This window comes from Streptococcus sp. FDAARGOS_256, from assembly GCF_002289235.2.
Taxonomy (GTDB): Bacteria; Bacillota; Bacilli; order Lactobacillales; family Streptococcaceae; genus Streptococcus.
The window spans coordinates 1257788-1274869 of the sequence record NZ_NTGM02000001.1 but is presented as its reverse complement, the minus strand read 5'-3'; the positions used below and the strand labels follow the sequence as shown (position 1 = coordinate 1274869).

Sequence of the window (17082 nt, the reverse complement as noted above, 5' to 3'; positions counted from 1 at the left end):
TCCTTCAAGCTTTTTAAAATCCTGTCACTGTAATTCCTAGTAAACGGATGCCTTTTTCTTTTTCAGCAAGCTCCTCGTAGAGTTGAAGGGCAGTTTGAGAAATCTGACTAGCATCCTGTGTTGCTTGTGGGAGGCTTTTTCGTCTAGTCAGAGTGGAGAAGTCAGCGTATCGTATTTTTAGGATAATGATTTTTCCAGCTTTGTCCTGCTTGCTGAGATTGTGAGCTACCTTTTCGGAGAGAAGAGTCAGCTCTTTTTTAATGTCTTCTTCTACTTGTAGGATCTTTCCGTAGGTTTTTTCCTTGCCAATGGACTTACGAATGCGATCGGACTTGACCGGTGAGTTATGAATGCCCCTTGCCTTTCGATAAAGGTCAAAACCGAGTCTGCCAAAGCGATCAATTAAAGTAACTTCTGAGACGTCCAATAAGTCTGCACCAGTATAAATGCCCATTTCATGAAGACGTTCAACTGTTTTTTTGCCCACGCCATGAAATTTAGCAATGTCCATTTGTTTGAGAAAGTCTTGAGACTGATCTGGGAGAATCACTGTCAAACCATGCGGTTTTTGATAGTCACTAGCCATTTTAGCTAAGAATTTGTTATAAGAGACGCCTGCAGAAGCAGTCAGGTGTAGTTCCTGCCAGATATCCTGTTGGATGAGACGAGCTATTTTGACGGCTGACTTGATACCGAGTTTATTTTCCGTCACATCTAAGTATGCCTCGTCGATACTCATAGGTTCAATCAAATCAGTGTAGCGTTTAAAAATAGCACGAATCTCAAGTCCCACAGTCTTATACTTTTCATAATTTCCAGAGATAAAGACAGCTTGGGGACAGCGCTCATAAGCTTCTTTAGAGCTCATGGCTGAATGAACGCCAAAAGCTCGTGCCTCGTAGCTACAGGTAGAAACGACACCTCGACCACCTGTTTGTCTAGGGTCGCTTCCAATGATGACAGGTTTTCCTTTTAATTTAGGATTGTCTCGTATTTCCACCGCAGCAAAAAAGGCATCCATGTCGATATGGATGATTTTTCTTGACAAATCATTGATCAATGGAAATATGAGCATTATTGCCCCTTTCTAGCGTCATTTTCTATTCATTATACCTTTTTTTCTGAAAAAATGGAAAAGAGTAATTCTACTTTCAAAAATATAATACAGATTGTGTCTGAAAATAGACTGTATTAGAAAAGAAAGTGACGAAAAAGCCGGATTTCGCTTGTTGAAATCGGTTACTGTGTGGTATACTTGTCTCATGAATGTAACAGATGGCTGTTACTAGAAAGAAAAATGAGGACATTAACATGGTTGTTAAGACAGTTGTTGAAGCACAAGACATTTTTGATAAAGCTTGGGAAGGCTTCAAAGGCGTAGATTGGAAAGAAAAAGCAAGCGTTTCTCGCTTCGTTCAAGCTAACTACACACCTTATGATGGTGATGAAAGCTTCCTTGCTGGACCAACAGAACGTTCACTTCACATTAAAAAGATTGTAGAAGAAACTAAGGCTCACTACGAAGAAACTCGTTTCCCAATGGACACTCGTCCAACATCTATTGCTGATATTCCTGCTGGATTTATCGACAAAGAAAACGAAGTTATCTTCGGTATCCAAAACGATGAACTCTTCAAATTGAACTTCATGCCAAGAGGTGGTATCCGCATGGCTGAAACTACTTTGAAAGAAAATGGATACGAACCAGATCCAGCTGTTCACGAAATCTTTACTAAATATGTAACAACAGTTAACGACGGTATCTTCCGTGCCTACACTTCAAACATCCGTCGTGCTCGCCACGCTCACACTGTAACTGGTCTTCCAGATGCATATTCACGTGGACGTATCATCGGTGTTTACGCACGTCTTGCTCTTTACGGTGCAGACTACTTGATGCAAGAAAAAGTAAACGATTGGAACTCAATCGAAGAAATCGATGAAGAAACAATTCGTCTTCGTGAAGAAATCAACCTTCAATACCAAGCATTGCAACAAGTTGTTCGCTTGGGTGACCTTTACGGGGTTGATGTTCGCAAACCAGCGATGAACGTGAAAGAAGCAATCCAATGGGTTAACATTGCTTTCATGGCTGTCTGCCGTGTGATTAACGGTGCTGCTACATCTCTAGGTCGTGTGCCAATCGTATTGGACATCTTTGCAGAACGTGACCTTGCTCGTGGTACATTTACTGAATCAGAAATCCAAGAGTTTGTTGATGATTTCGTTATGAAACTTCGTACAGTTAAATTTGCTCGTACAAAAGCTTATGACCAATTGTACTCAGGTGACCCAACCTTCATCACAACTTCTATGGCTGGTATGGGTAACGACGGTCGTCACCGTGTTACTAAGATGGACTACCGTTTCTTGAACACTCTTGACAACATCGGTAACTCACCAGAACCAAACTTGACAGTTCTTTGGACTGACAAATTGCCATACAACTTCCGTCGCTACTGTATGCACATGAGCCACAAACACTCTTCTATCCAATACGAAGGTGTAACAACAATGGCTAAAGACGGATACGGTGAAATGAGCTGTATCTCATGTTGTGTATCTCCACTAGACCCAGAAAACGAAGATCAACGCCACAATATCCAGTACTTCGGTGCTCGTGTAAACGTTCTTAAAGCCCTTCTTACTGGTTTGAACGGTGGTTACGACGATGTTCACAAAGACTACAAGGTATTTGACATCGATCCTATCCGTGACGAAGTTCTTGAATTCGAATCAGTTAAAGCCAACTTCGAAAAATCTCTTGACTGGTTGACTGACACTTACGTAGACGCTTTGAACATCATCCACTACATGACTGACAAGTACAACTACGAAGCTGTTCAAATGGCCTTCTTGCCAACTAAACAACGTGCCAACATGGGATTCGGTATCTGTGGATTTGCTAACACTGTTGATACATTGTCAGCTATCAAATACGCTACCGTTAAACCAATCCGTGACGAAAATGGATACATCTACGATTACGAAACAATCGGTGAATACCCACGTTGGGGTGAAGATGACCCACGTTCAAACGAATTGGCAGAATGGTTGATCGAAGCTTATACAACTCGTCTACGTAGCCACAAACTTTACAAAGACGCAGAAGCTACAGTATCACTATTGACAATCACATCTAACGTTGCTTACTCTAAACAAACTGGTAACTCACCAGTCCACAAAGGTGTATACCTCAACGAAGATGGTTCTGTGAACTTGTCTAAACTTGAATTCTTCTCACCAGGTGCGAACCCATCTAACAAAGCTAAAGGTGGATGGTTGCAAAACTTGAACTCACTTGCTAGCCTTGACTTTGGTTACGCAGCTGACGGTATCTCATTGACAACTCAAGTTTCTCCACGTGCTCTTGGTAAGACTCGTGACGAACAAGTTGATAACTTGGTAACAATCCTTGATGGTTACTTCGAAAACGGTGGACAACACGTTAACTTGAACGTTATGGACTTGAACGATGTTTACGAAAAGATCATGTCAGGTGAAGACGTTATCGTACGTATCTCTGGATACTGTGTAAACACTAAATACCTCACTCCAGAACAAAAAACTGAATTGACACAACGTGTCTTCCACGAAGTTCTTTCAATGGATGACGCATTGAGCTAAGATTCAATTAGAATGAAAAGAAAGCCAGTCAAAATGACTGGCTTTTTGCTATAATATCAAAGATTGACCTAATTATAGATATAAGATATATTAAGTTATTTATATTAGTTTACCGATATAAATAGTTCAAAATTGAATGGCTAAGCTATAAAATGGTGCAAATACGTGTATTTTTAAGTTAATATACTTGAATAGATTGTATTGAGATGTTATAATACAATAGATAAACTCTAGTTAGTGATAGGAGTTGTCAAAATGGTATGATGTAATCTCTTAGGGAGATTAGAAATAAAAATTTCATATAGAAAAGAGGAGAAGAAATGTCGAAAAGCAAAGCGTTAAATATGCTTTCTAAATTTTCTGCGTTAGCTTTTGCTATTTTAGGCCTAGCATCTGTTTTGATAGGCATTGTTAAAGCAGATAATCCTGTTTCAAAAGAATTGACACAAGTCATTACAGGTATTGATCTGTTAGATGCTTCAGATACTAAGCAAAATGTGAGTTCAGAAGGAGATTTCTCGCTTCGTACGAATTTAGCATATAAGCTTCGCGTGACCTTTGATCTCAAACAGTATAATGAACATTTGAATAATGGAGATTATTTTACCTTTGATATACCTGCTCCTATGGCAGTTTATGAAGGGAGTCAGGATTTAATTGATCCGACAACAAAAGTTACTATTGGAGAAGCAGAAGTGACTTCAAATGGTACTGATCAAGGTGGGAAAGCAAAAATCACCTTAAAAAACTTGGATAAATATCTAGAGAAAACTGGTGGAGATAAGGTAAAGGATGTGTCAGGGAATTTTTCTGTTACTTTTAGATTCTTAAAGGATCAGAATAAAACCCGCATTAATTTTAATTCATCCTCATTGAAGCAAGAAGTGACTCACATTTATTCATCAAAAACAATCGATGGTCCCAAAGTTGGTACTGAAAATTATGCTAAAATTGGGGGTCGTGCTGCCCTTGAAAATTGGAACTCTCCAAAACTGGCTGAGATTGGTTCGGTTAGCAAGGGAGATGCATGGTCTACCTGGCGTGTACGTGTAAATACAGAGAAACAAGACTTAGGACAAAATATTGTATTACATGATACTATACCAAATGATGATACTAGTTACACTCCTGCACAGTATATTCCTGAGACTCTAAAAGTGTATAAGGCAAATATCACTGTTGGGACTTCTGCTGTTCCAGATGATGCAGTTTTGTTAACTGAGGGACAAGACTATACCGTTTCGTGGAACGAAAACTATACTTCATTTGATATCATTTTTAAAGATGGAACGACCTCTTATATAGTCTCTTATAACACAACAACTCCTAATGATGGAAGTAAAGTAGGAAATAGGGTTGCTCTGTCATTGGCTGACGGGACTAAATTAGCACAGAATACAAGTCGTCCGGGAGCACTTGATATGACAGCTGAGGCGACATCTTTGATTTCTGGTACGATTGTAGCATCTACTGCTTACCAAATTAAGATTCATAAGACTGATGCCTTCACTCTTGCTCCGGTTTCGGGTGCGGTATATACTGTGACAGCAGCAGATGATGCAAGTGAAACAACAGAAGTGACTACGAATGAAAAAGGAGTAGCGCTTACGAAAACTTATGATCAGAAATGGGAAGGTAAAACGTTTAAGATCAAAGAGAAGACTGCTCCAGCAGGTTATAAACTAGATGAAAAAGAGTATACAGTCAAACTCGGTGCTGCGGGTTCTACTATTCATCTTAAAGACGAACCTGTTCCAGCTGTATTCAATGTGACGGCTAAGAAAGTAGTAGAAGGACGTACAGATAAACTTCCAAAAGCAGATGAGTTTACCTTTAACCTGTTTACTGCAGAGAACTTGAAGGATCCTGTAGCTACAGCAAAATCAAAAGCTGATGGGACTATTACCTTTGAGAATCTCCAAGTAAAAGGTGCGGGAACTTATCACTACATCATCAAAGAAGACACTTCAACAGCAGTTGCAGGCGTTGCATTTGATACAGAAGCCAAGGAAGTTACTGTAGCAGCAACTTTCCAAAGTGGAGTTTTAACAGCAACTGTCACATCTGCAGAACCAACTTTCACTAACACCTATAAAGCAACTCCAGCTAAAGAAACTATCACAGCTAAGAAAGTCTTGAATGGTAAAGACCTTGAAGCTGATAAATACGAATTCGAACTTAAAGAAGGTGACAAAGTCGTTGCGACAGCTAAAAACGCTGCAGACGGCACCGTTACTTTCAAAGAAATTGAGTTAGAAACAGCAGGTGAATACACTTACACTATCACTGAAAAAGCAGGTAGTGAAAAAGGTGTGACATACGATACTGCTAAACACGAAGTTAAGGTAAAAGTTACAGATAACGGCCAAGGTCAACTTGTTGCAACTGTTACAGGTAACAACCCAACCTTCACCAACACTTATAAAGCAGCTAAAACAAGTGCAACGATTACAGCTAAGAAAGTCTTGGAAGGTAAAGCCCTTGAAGCTGATAAATACGAATTCGAGCTTAAAGAAGGTGACAAAGTCGTTGCGACAGCTAAAAACGCTGCAGACGGTACTGTTACTTTCAAAGAAATCGAATACAATGAAGCAGGCGACCACACTTACACTATCTCAGAAAAAGCAGGTAGCGAAGCAGGTGTGACATACGACACTGCTACACATGAAGTGACAGTAAACGTTACAGATAACGGTCAAGGTCAACTTGAGGCGGCTGTTGCAGGTAACAACCCAACCTTCACCAACACTTATAAAGCAGCTCCAGCAAAAATTGCTATTGAAGCTAAAAAAGTTTTGAACGGTAAAGAGCTAGAGATAGATGAGTTTGAGTTTGAACTGAAAGAGGGTGATAAGGTTGTTGCGACAGCAAAGAATGCTGCTGGTGGATTGATTCGTTTTTCTGAAATTAGCTATTCAAAAGCAGGAGTATATAACTATACTATTACAGAAAAGGTTGGCAATAAACTTGGTGTAACTTATGATAAAACAGAACATCCAGCAACTGTAGAAGTGAAAGATAATGGCTCAGGTCAACTTGTCGCGACAGTTACAAGTGAAACACCAGTTTTCGTTAATGACTATAAAGCGGAACCTGCGCAGGCTACAATCAAAGCTAAGAAAGTCTTGAAAGGAAAAGCGCTTGAAGCTGATGCTTATACTTTCGAACTGAAAGAAGGTTCAGACCTTGTAGCTACGGCTAAGAATACTGCCTCAGGAGAAGTTGTCTTCAACGTCACTTTCTCAGCAGCAGGCGATTACGCTTACACTATTACTGAAAAAGCTGGTGACGATAAAACAATCACTTATGATCAAACTGCGTATGAAGTGTTCGTCACTGTTGCGGATGATGGTAAAGGCCAATTGGTTGCGACTGTAGAAGATGCGGATACAGAACGGGTCTTCACAAATATTTATACAGCACCAGCTCCAACAGCTACATCAGCAACACTTGAGTTTACGAAAGAATTGACTGGTCGTACTTTGGTTGATGGTGAGTTCCAATTTGAATTGTACAAAGATGGACAAAAAATTGATACAAAAACAAACCAAGGTGGGAAAGTAACATTTAATACAATCAACTATGATGCAGAAGGTGTTCATACTTATACTGTAAAAGAAGTGAATGCTGGAGCAACTGGTATTACTTACGATACAGAAAAGACTGCAAAGGTAACAGTAACCAAAGATGCAGCAACCAACGCCTTGAAGGCAGCTGTTGAATATCCAGCAGGTAATGTCTTCAAGAATAGCTTCAAAGCACCAGCGGTAGAAGCGACGATTGAAGCAACTAAGAAACTTGAAGGTAAAGAACTTGCGGCTGATGCTTATACTTTCGAATTGAAAGAGAAAGGCGCCGTTGTAGCAGAAGCTAAGAATACTGCTGAAGGTAAAGTAGCTTTTGTTCGTTCATTCGAAGAAGCAGGTACTCATACTTATACCTTGGTTGAAAAAGTTGGTACTGAAGAGGGGATTGAATACGATAAGACTGAGCATACCGTAACAGTCACTGTAGTTGCGGATGATCAAGGTCTCTTGACTGCAAAGGTTTCGTATGCCGATGGTAAAGAAGTTGTATTTACAAATAAATACACTGTTCCAACACCAACACCAGAACCAAATCCAAATCCAGCTCCAAATAATCCAGGAACAACGCCAGATCCAGCACCAACACCAGATCCAACGCCAAATAATCCAGGAACAAATCCAACTCCAGGAACAGAACCAACTGATCCAGGACAAAAGGAGGATCCGAAACCAGCACCCCCAGCTACTGAGAATAAAGGTAAAGCTGAACTTCCAAACACAGGTGAAGCAACCTCTATCCTTTCTGCGCTTGGATTTGTAGTCTTGGCATTGAGTGGATTGGTATTCTTCGTAAAACGTAAAGCTTAAGCTTTCATAGAAGAAACATGAAACTTGGTAAGTGAGAATTCTACTTCTCTCTTAAACTTGATAGAGAAAGTCTCTAGAAAATTCGTTTTCTAGGGGCTTTTTTGTACTTCAAAAAATTTTTTTAAAAATAGTCAAATTTGGTCAAAAAACTATTGACTTTTACTGACTAATTTGATATAGTAGGAACATAAGGAAAATGAATTCCTTAAAAACTTCATTTTCAATGATTCTATTTCTTGAAAATGTACGATAGATACCCTAGAAAGGGGTGAGGCCTGTGTTGAATCTAACAGACTTTGAAAAGAAGATGATAAAAGGCTTATTTAAAAAAGAAAAACCAGAAATTATACGTAGAGTAGCGAGTTAGCTAGTCTAAAATTTTTAAAACAAAGGTCAAAGATAGTCAATATCAGAGATCGTACTTAATTAACAATAAACGAGGTAAAGAATATGAACAACAACTTTAATAACTTTAACAACATGGATGATTTATTTAACCAATTGATGGGTGGTATGCGAGGATATAGTTCTGAAAATCGTCGCTACTTGATTAATGGACGTGAAGTGACACCTGAGGAATTTGCTCACTATCGTGCAACTGGTCAATTGCCAGGAAATGCAGAATCTGATGTGCAAATGCAACAACACGCTTCAGGTATGAAACAAGACGGTGTCCTTGCTAAACTAGGTCGCAACTTGACAGCGGAAGCTCGTGAGGGCAAGCTGGATCCTGTAATCGGACGAAACAAGGAAATTCAAGAAACATCTGAAATCCTCTCACGTCGTACGAAAAATAATCCTGTTCTAGTCGGAGATGCAGGTGTTGGTAAGACAGCCGTTGTCGAAGGTCTAGCACAAGCGATTGTGAATGGAGATGTTCCGGCTGCCATCAAGAACAAGGAAATAATTTCTATTGATATCTCAGGTCTTGAGGCTGGTACTCAATACCGTGGTAGCTTTGAAGAAAACGTTCAAAATCTAGTCAATGAAGTAAAAGAAGCAGGGAATATTATCCTCTTCTTTGATGAAATTCACCAAATCCTTGGCGCTGGCTCAATCGGAGGAGACAGTGGTTCTAAAGGGCTTGCGGACATTCTCAAGCCAGCTCTCTCTCGTGGTGAATTGACCGTTATTGGAGCGACAACTCAAGACGAATACCGTAACACCATCTTGAAAAATGCAGCTCTTGCTCGTCGTTTCAACGAAGTCAAGGTTAATGCTCCTTCAGCAGAGGATACCTTTAAAATTCTTCAAGGAATTCGTGACCTCTACCAACAACACCACAATGTTATCTTGCCAGATGAAGTCTTGAAAGCAGCAGTGGATTATTCTATCCAATACATTCCACAACGCAGCTTGCCAGATAAGGCTATCGACCTTGTCGATGTAACGGCTGCTCACTTGGCAGCTCAACATCCTGTAACAGATGTTCATGCTGTTGAACGAGAAATCGAGGCAGAAAAAGACAAGCAAGAAAAAGCAGTTGAGGCAGAAGATTTTGAAGCAGCTCTCAATGCCAAGACACGTATTGCTGAATTAGAGAAAAAAGTCGAAAACCACACAGAAGACATGAAAGTGACTGCAAGCATCAACGATGTGGCTGAGTCTGTGGAACGAATGACAGGTATCCCAGTGTCACAAATGGGAGCGTCAGACATCGAACGTTTGAAAGATATGGCTCATCGCTTGGAACACAAGGTTATCGGCCAAGACAAGGCGGTTGAAGCTGTAGCTCGTGCTATCCGTCGTAACCGTGCTGGTTTTGATGAAGGCAATCGCCCAATCGGTAGCTTCCTCTTTGTAGGGCCTACTGGGGTTGGTAAGACGGAGCTTGCTAAGCAATTGGCGCTCGATATGTTTGGAACCAAGGATGCGATCATCCGCTTGGATATGTCTGAATACAGTGACCGCACAGCCATTTCTAAATTGATCGGTACAACAGCTGGTTATGTTGGGTATGATGACAATAGCAATACCTTGACAGAACGTGTTCGTCGCAATCCATACTCTATCATTCTCTTGGATGAGATTGAAAAGGCGGATCCTCAAGTCATTACCCTTCTCCTCCAAGTCTTGGATGACGGTCGTTTGACTGATGGTCAGGGAAATACCGTTAACTTTAAAAACACTGTCATTATCGCAACATCAAATGCTGGCTTTGGCTATGAAGCCAACTTGACAGAAGATGCGGATAAGCCAGAATTGATGGATCGTTTGAAACCATTCTTCCGTCCAGAATTCCTTAACCGCTTTAATGCAGTTATCGAGTTCTCACACTTGAATAAGGAAGACCTTTCTAAGATTGTGGACTTGATGTTGGCGGAAGTCAACCAAACCTTGGCTAAGAAAGACATTGATTTGGAAGTCAGCCAAGCAGCTAAGGACTTTATCACAGAAGAAGGTTATGACGAAGTTATGGGTGTTCGCCCTCTCCGTCGCGTGGTTGAACAACAAATTCGTGATAAGGTAACAGATTTCCACTTGGATCACCTAGATGCCAAACATCTAGAAGCAGATATGGAAGATGGCGTCTTGGTCATTCGTGAAAAAGCCTAACTCAAGATTTTGAGAATAAAAAAAGAAGGAACTAGCTAAAAGCTGGTTCCTTTTGTGTTTAGATGACATGGCGTTCAAAGGCATCATCTGAGATTCCTTGTTCCAGGATGAGTTTTGCCCATTCTTTAGCAGAAAAGAGGCTGTGGTCCTTGTAGTTTCCGCAAGATTCGATGGTTGTTCCAGGAACATCTTCCCAAGTAGTGGTTTCAGCAATTTCCTTGAGCGAATCCTTAATAACAGCAGCAATCTCGGCGCTAGTATGGCGTCCCCACATAATCATATGGAAACCAGTACGGCAGCCAAATGGTGAGCAGTCAATCATACCGTCAATGCGGGTACGGATGAGTTTGGCCAAGAGGTGCTCGATAGTGTGAAGGCCAGCAGTAGGGATTGAGTCTTCGTTTGGTTGTACCAAGCGGATATCAAAGTTGGAGATGACATCTCCTTTTGGCCCTGTTTCTTCCCCAATCAAGCGAACATAAGGTGCTTTAACAATGGTGTGGTCAAGTTCAAAACTTTCAACAATAACTTCTTTTGACATGGTAAATCCTTTCAGTTTTCTTCTTTCATTATATCATAAAGGGTGCTGTTGATGGGGTTTGATAAATGACTTTTTGGTACTAGAATGATAATAAAGTCTCTATACATAAACCTCAGAATTATAAAGAAAGAATGGAGAGAAGAATACCTTGTGAAAGAAAAGTTTAGTTTTTCTAGTGGAACTAAGGTGACTTTTGAAAAGTGGATCAACTTTTTCTGAAATTTCTGTTTAATCTCTGAACTAATTCTGAACTAGATTGGGTATACTGGAGAAAATAAAGATAAAGGAGTTCAGTATGGAACATATTGTAAAAATTGATCGTGTTTCTAAAAAATATGGAGACAAGCAAATTTTAAAGGATATTTCTTTTACAGCTAGGAGTGGTCGCATTACGGCTTTTCTAGGACATAATGGTGCAGGAAAAAGCTCGACCTTGAGAATTCTCTTGGGGTTAGATCGGGCGACAGCAGGGACGGCGACTTTTGATGGGCAAACTTATCAGTCAATGACTTATCCGCTCAGAACGGTAGGTGCAGCCTTTGACGGCATTGGCGGTCTGCCAAATCGAAAGGTCTATGACCACTTGAGGATTATTGCGGCGAGTAATGCTATTCCCAAGTCTCGGATCGATGAGGTTTTAGAGATGACTGGGATTGCTCATAAGAGGAAGGACCTCTTGTCAAGCCTGTCTCTGGGGGAAGGTCAGCGGTTGGGTTTGGCAGCAGCTTTGCTGGGAGATCCTCAGTTTCTTATATTAGATGAGCCGACCAATGGACTGGATCCAAGTGGGATTAAGTGGTTTAGAAAGTTCATCCGTCAGCAGGCTGATTTAGGGAAAACGGTACTTCTATCTTCTCATATCCTATCAGAGGTGCAAATGGTGACAGATGATGTAGTCTTGATTCATCATGGGCAAATTATTGAGCAGGGACGATTGGAAGAGGTGCTGCAAGATTCAGACAGTCTAGAAGACCTCTTTTTTGACTTGACAGAGGAGGCTTAAGATGAAAGAAACGATGTCCTTATTGCATTCAGAATGGTTGAAAATTTGCTCAACTAAGGCTTTCAGAGTGAGTATGGCCTTCATGCTGCTCTTGGTGCCTGTCGTATCCTGGTTGGAGGGCCGACAGTATCTGTCTATCGGCTTGGATGCTACACCTGAGACGGTTCCTAATCTGATAAACGCCATTGATCCGCTGGAATATCTAGGTCTCAACGGGGCTTCTATGGCGGTCATGGTTTTGGTCATTTTAGCTGGAATTTTGGGAGCTATGGAATTTCAGTCTCATAGCTTGAGAACCAGTCTCTTGACCTGTAATAACCGCCTGAAGTTGCTTGTGGGGAAACTCATGACCTTTGCTTGCTTTTCTCTTGCCACTAGCTTTTTATCAATCTACTTTAGTTATATGGTCATGCATCTGGCTTTAGGAAAGGAAGGGCTTGATCCGATTTTGCTCAATCAGGCAGCTTGGAGTTTGATTTTGTGGAAAACCTTATCTCTAACCTTATTGGGAATCCTTTCGTTTTTGTTAGGTTTATTGGCTCGGACCATGCTAGTTCCTCTGCTTTTTCTCGTACCCCAAATCTATAATTTAGGAAACTACCTAGCTGCTCACACGAGTTGGGGAGCTTATCTGCCCCAGCCCGCAGGAGAGTTATTTGTTGCAACGCCGACTTCCCAATATGCCAACAATCCCTTGCAAGGACTCTTGATACTAAGCGTATGGTTGCTAGTTATCGGCGTCATGGCCTCTCTGCGCTTTTTGAAGACGGATTTAGGAGGACGCTACTGATGATAAAAGCTCTGCTTAAAAGTGAATGGATTAAGTTTCGTTCTTACTATCTCGTTCTTGGTGCCGCCTTTGTGGCTCTGGTAGTCGTTCCTTTTTTTCTGATGAATCTTGACTACAGTCAGACAGCAGTTGGCCAGACAAAGGCTCTGAGTGAAGCTTTGCATGCTCTCTATCTGGCGCAGCCTGTCATCGTCATCTTTACTTCCCTCTATTTTGCCCAGGAGTTTGTCAAGTCTGGGATGCAAACGAATTTTCTAACCGTATCAAATAGAAAGGCTTGGTTGGCTGGGAAATTCCTTTTTCTGGCCGTTCTGCTCTTGGTTCTCTACAGTGTCATGATAGGCAGCTGTTTCTTTGTTATGCTGGCTCGATTTGACCTAGACTTTAGCTGGCCCTTACTGGGGAAATTCCTCTATTACAGCTCTTTTGGTCTTCTCAGCAATCTTTTTCTGGCTCTTTTAGCTGCTGGCCTCGCTTTGCTCTTTCAATCTTGGGTTGTGCCGGTGTCGGTGCTATTTCCTCTCTTGATTGGTCTTAGCCGTTTATTGGCAACTTTTATCAAAGAAGCAAAGTACCTGCCCGATCTGGCTACGCTAAATCTTTTTGAGTTTGAAGGGCTTCAGCATTCAATAGATCTATCAGGGTTGGGAATACAGCTGTTCTGGCTAGCTTTGATTTGGAGCTCTGCTATATTCTTGACCTTGAAACGAGATGTTCGCTAGAGGTATGCTATAATGGAAATCATGAGACAGTATCGTATTTTGGTGGTTGATGACGACCGGAGCATTTTAAAGCTGGTGAAAAACGTCCTAGAGCTCGATGCTTATGACGTGACGACGCTTGATCGGATAGAAGAGCTAGAGCTGACGGATTTTGTAGGATATGATTTGATTCTGCTAGATGTGATGATGGCGCCTGTTAATGGTTTTGAGCTGTGTTCCTACATTCGTCCTCATCTTTCGTGTCCAATTATCTTTCTGACGGCTAAGGAGTTAGAGGCGGACAAGGTGGAAGGGCTCTTTCGCGGAGCAGATGACTATATTGTCAAACCTTTTGGGACCAAAGAATTGCTGGCGCGTGTCAGAGCTCATCTTCGGCGGGAGGAAAGACGGGAGGAGCGCTATTCCGAAATTGCTTCTTGTCAATTTTATCCAGAGCTCTATGAAGTTGCCTGTTTTGGTAAAGTCTTGAAATTTTCAGAGCGAGAGTTTAAGTTGCTACATTTACTAGCTAGCAATCCCAAGCAGACCTTTTCAGCTGAACGCCTGCATACCTTGCTTTACCCAGAAAGCTCAGAAACACAGCTTCGCTCTATCTCAGAATACGTATATCAGATTCGCCAAAAATGCAAACAAGAAGGTCTGCAAGCAATCGCAACAGTGAGAGGAGTAGGCTATAGATGGCAATTAGAACCCGAAATTTCAAAAGCCTAGTCTGGACAACTAGCTTGAAAATCGTCTTTTTTCATGTTTTGATTTTTGTGCTTATAGGCTATGAATTTACGCAAGGAAGTGATTACGTTCTTTTCACCTTGTTCTTCTGGGCAGGGAGCTTGCTGCTGATTACTTTTTATCATATTTTGAAATTGCTCCGAAAAATCGACAGGGAAATAAAAATGCTAAAGAGCGAGAAGCTTTTAGAAGAAAATCAAAGTCAGCTTTTTCGGATTGAGGAAATGCTAGAAGTTTATAGCGATTTACGGAGCAGCCACCAAGAAAATGCTCATCTTCTAGAAAGAGAGCAGCAGCATAATCAGGAGTTGATTTTACAGCTATCAGCGACATCGCACGATTTGAAGACGCCCCTAACTGTAATTAAGGGGAATGCTGAACTCTTGGAATTGGCGCAGTTAGGCCAGCCACAGGCAGACTATGCTTCTGAGATTTTGCAGGCCAGTCACAAGATGGAAGAGTATTGTGGCTCTTTGATTGATTACGCTAAGACTTTTCAGATTGATTCTAATCAGTTCATTCAGCTTTCCTTAGGGGATTTTTTGGCTTATCTACAGGATGATTGGGCACTGTTCAGCAAACAGGAAAGCTATCATTTTTATCTCCAAGAAGATTGTGATCTTAGCTTGAGATTGTCCATTCATTTGGACTATCTCAAGCGGGCTTTGCTCAATATCTTACTGAATGCGCTTGAACATGCTAATCAGGACCAAAAGGAAGTCAAGCTAACGGTATCAGTGCAGCAGGACCAGTTGGTTTTTGCTATCTGGAACAATGGCCCTGCATTTTCTGAGGAGATGCTGCTGGGAGCAGAACTGCTCTTTTACCAGAGTGACCAAAGCCGCAATTCAACTAATCCCCATCATGGTATCGGCTTAGCCTTTTCTAAGCAGGTAGCTCTCTTGCATGGTGGTCGTCTGACCCTGCTCAATCCAGACCAAGGAGGAGCCTCTGTCGAGTTGACAATTTCATTGAAATAAATGAGAATGGAAAATCATAAAAACGCATAATACCAAGTGTCCAAAAGACTTGATATTATGCGTTTGATTTTTTTATTATGTAAAGATTTACTGGATTTTTCTCTCAAATTGAGTTTTGTCCAGCCTCGTTTAATTACTTCCGATACAAGCGATCGTATTGGTAGTATGGGTCAAAGGTTACGTTGATGCCTAGCTTGCGAAGGACATTCTTGTCTTCATCGGTCAGGATGATGGTTGAGTGAGCTTCGCTTCCTTTGAGATTCCCAAGTTCTTCCATGGCACGCGCAGCATCAGGATTTTCCATAGCTGTGATTGCAAGTGCAATCAGGATTTCATTTGAGTGGAGGCGAGGATTGCGACTACCGAGATGATTGATTTTAAGACCTTGAATTGGTTTGACGACTTCAGGCTCGATTAGTTTCACTTCTTTAGCGATGTCAGCTGATTTTTTGATGGCATTGATCAAGGCAGCAGCTGTAGGACCAAAGAGTTCAGAGTTTTTACCAGTTACAATATCGCCAGATGGCAATTCGAGAGCTAGGGCAGGGCCACCAGTTTCTTCAGCCTTTTGACGTGCAGCGACAGCAACCTTACGGTCTGCAGGTGTGATACCGAGGTCGTTCATGAGAAGTTCAATCTTCTTGACAGCAGTTTCTCCGACTTTTTCAGCTTTAAAATCAAGAACAGTTTGATAGTAACGGCGAATGATTTCTTGTTTAGAAGCTTCGATAGCAGCCTCATTATTTGTAATAGCGAAGCCAACCATGTTGACCCCCATATCAGTCGGAGAAGCGTATGGAGATTCACCGAGGATGCGTTCCAACATACGTTTGAGCACTGGGAAAATTTCGATATCACGGTTGTAGTTGACAGTGGTTTCTCCATAGGTTTGGAGATGGAAAGGATCTATCATGTTGACATCGTCAAGGTCTGCGGTTGCAGCCTCGTAGGCCAAGTTGACCGGATGATGAAGGGGAAGATTCCAAACTGGGAAGGTTTCAAACTTAGCGTAACCAGACTTGATGCCATTAAGTTGGTCGTGGTACATATTGGACATACAAGTGGCCAATTTTCCAGAACCAGGTCCAGGAGCTGTTACGACGATCAAGTTGCGACTGGTTTTGATGTAGTCGTTTTTCCCCATGCCTTCGGGAGAAATAATGTGATCCATATCCGTCGGGTATCCTTTGATTGGATAATGAAGATAGGAATCAATCCCGTTTTTATCTAACTGGTTGCGGAAGGCATCTGCAGCGGGTTGTCCTGCGTATTGTGTGATGACAACCGAACCAACAAAAATTCCCAGTTCATTGAATTTGTCAATCAAGCGAAGAACTTCTTGGTCATAAGAAATGCCTAGGTCACCACGCGCTTTGGAATGCTCGATGTTGCTTGCGTTAATGGCGATCACAACTTCAACCTGCTCTTTCAATTCTTGCAAGAGCTTGATTTTATTGTCAGGCTCATAACCAGGAAGGACACGAGCAGCGTGGAAATCTTCTAACATTTTGCCACCAAACTCCAAGTAGAGCTTGCCGTCAAATTGGTTAATGCGCTCCAAAATGTGGTCGCGCTGTAGATTCAAATATTGTTCAGAACTAAAAGCTTGTTTTTTCATTTTTTTACCTCTGACCTCTATTATAATAAAAAATTGGAAGATAGGAAACTACGGAGTCAAAAAAGAAATCAAAAAGATTAGGCAAACGCTTGCACTAAGTTTAAAAAAGCGCTATCATAGAC

The 17082-nt window shown here is 41.4% G+C and carries 11 protein-coding genes; 8 read left to right on the top strand and 3 right to left on the bottom strand.

Annotation, left to right across the window (positions count from 1 at the left end; genetic code table 11):
* Positions 1-13: 13 nt before the first annotated feature.
* Positions 14-1075, bottom strand: coding sequence for a DNA polymerase IV (gene dinB, locus A6J84_RS06330; protein WP_095726274.1), 1062 nt, complete (start codon positions 1073-1075; stop codon positions 14-16).
* A 236-nt stretch (positions 1076-1311) separates the two neighbouring features.
* Here dinB and pflB point away from each other — a divergent pair, with 236 nt between their 5' ends.
* From pflB to A6J84_RS06315, 3 genes are all read left to right on the top strand, one after another.
* A complete protein-coding gene (pflB, locus tag A6J84_RS06325) occupies positions 1312-3627 on the top strand; it encodes a formate C-acetyltransferase (RefSeq protein WP_000260647.1) in 2316 nt (771 codons plus the stop codon).
* A 320-nt stretch (positions 3628-3947) separates the two neighbouring features.
* Positions 3948-8021 (top strand): Spy0128 family protein, encoded by a 4074-nt coding sequence (locus A6J84_RS06320; protein WP_095726273.1) that lies wholly within the window; start codon positions 3948-3950, stop codon positions 8019-8021.
* Between the two features lie 450 nt (positions 8022-8471).
* A complete protein-coding gene (locus A6J84_RS06315) occupies positions 8472-10577 on the top strand; it encodes an AAA family ATPase (RefSeq protein ID WP_095726272.1) in 2106 nt (701 codons plus the stop codon).
* Between the two features lie 58 nt (positions 10578-10635).
* Here A6J84_RS06315 and A6J84_RS06310 read toward each other — a convergent pair whose 3' ends face one another.
* Positions 10636-11118, bottom strand: coding sequence for an S-ribosylhomocysteine lyase (locus A6J84_RS06310; RefSeq protein WP_000032557.1), 483 nt, complete (start codon positions 11116-11118; stop codon positions 10636-10638).
* A gap of 295 nt (positions 11119-11413) precedes the next feature.
* Here A6J84_RS06310 and A6J84_RS06305 point away from each other — a divergent pair, with 295 nt between their 5' ends.
* The 5 genes from A6J84_RS06305 to A6J84_RS06285 are packed head-to-tail and all read left to right on the top strand — an operon-like array spanning position 11414 to position 15342.
* Positions 11414-12121, top strand: coding sequence for an ABC transporter ATP-binding protein (locus tag A6J84_RS06305; protein WP_095726271.1), 708 nt, complete (start codon positions 11414-11416; stop codon positions 12119-12121).
* 1 nt (position 12122) lies between these two features.
* On the top strand, positions 12123-12911 hold the full coding sequence (locus tag A6J84_RS06300; RefSeq protein ID WP_084856620.1) for a lantibiotic ABC transporter permease: 789 nt from the start codon (positions 12123-12125) through the stop codon (positions 12909-12911).
* Complete coding sequence (locus A6J84_RS06295; RefSeq protein WP_095726270.1) at positions 12911-13633, top strand: lantibiotic ABC transporter permease; 723 nt, start codon at positions 12911-12913, stop codon at positions 13631-13633. Before A6J84_RS06300 ends, A6J84_RS06295 begins: the two co-directional genes overlap by 1 nt.
* Before the next feature lie 12 nt (positions 13634-13645).
* Positions 13646-14344, top strand: a complete 699-nt coding sequence (locus A6J84_RS06290) for a response regulator transcription factor (RefSeq protein WP_084856625.1) — start codon at positions 13646-13648, stop codon at positions 14342-14344.
* The gene (locus A6J84_RS06285; RefSeq protein ID WP_095726269.1) at positions 14311-15342 is read left to right on the top strand and encodes a sensor histidine kinase; all 1032 of its coding nucleotides are present in this window, start codon (positions 14311-14313) and stop codon (positions 15340-15342) included. The genes A6J84_RS06290 and A6J84_RS06285 overlap by 34 nt, the downstream gene beginning before the upstream one ends.
* 133 nt (positions 15343-15475) lie before the next feature.
* On the opposite strand, the gene A6J84_RS06280 is transcribed toward A6J84_RS06285, so the two are convergent.
* Positions 15476-16960: a DUF1846 domain-containing protein gene (locus A6J84_RS06280; RefSeq protein WP_070696713.1), complete on the bottom strand. Its 1485-nt coding sequence runs from the start codon at positions 16958-16960 to the stop codon at positions 15476-15478.
* Between the last annotated feature and the right edge of the window lie 122 nt (positions 16961-17082).

Bases quoted from the DNA above. Each gene is read 5' to 3' on its own strand.
- dinB (WP_095726274.1), bottom strand. From the start codon at position 1,075: ATGCTCATATTTCCATTGATCAATGATTTGTCAAGAAAAATCATCCAT.
- pflB (WP_000260647.1), top strand. From the start codon at position 1,312: ATGGTTGTTAAGACAGTTGTTGAAGCACAAGACATTTTTGATAAAGCT.
- A6J84_RS06320 (WP_095726273.1), top strand. From the start codon at position 3,948: ATGTCGAAAAGCAAAGCGTTAAATATGCTTTCTAAATTTTCTGCGTTA.
- A6J84_RS06315 (WP_095726272.1), top strand. From the start codon at position 8,472: ATGAACAACAACTTTAATAACTTTAACAACATGGATGATTTATTTAAC.
- A6J84_RS06310 (WP_000032557.1), bottom strand. From the start codon at position 11,118: ATGTCAAAAGAAGTTATTGTTGAAAGTTTTGAACTTGACCACACCATT.
- A6J84_RS06305 (WP_095726271.1), top strand. From the start codon at position 11,414: ATGGAACATATTGTAAAAATTGATCGTGTTTCTAAAAAATATGGAGAC.
- A6J84_RS06300 (WP_084856620.1), top strand. From the start codon at position 12,123: ATGAAAGAAACGATGTCCTTATTGCATTCAGAATGGTTGAAAATTTGC.
- A6J84_RS06295 (WP_095726270.1), top strand. From the start codon at position 12,911: ATGATAAAAGCTCTGCTTAAAAGTGAATGGATTAAGTTTCGTTCTTAC.
- A6J84_RS06290 (WP_084856625.1), top strand. From the start codon at position 13,646: ATGGAAATCATGAGACAGTATCGTATTTTGGTGGTTGATGACGACCGG.
- A6J84_RS06285 (WP_095726269.1), top strand. From the start codon at position 14,311: ATGGCAATTAGAACCCGAAATTTCAAAAGCCTAGTCTGGACAACTAGC.
- A6J84_RS06280 (WP_070696713.1), bottom strand. From the start codon at position 16,960: ATGAAAAAACAAGCTTTTAGTTCTGAACAATATTTGAATCTACAGCGC.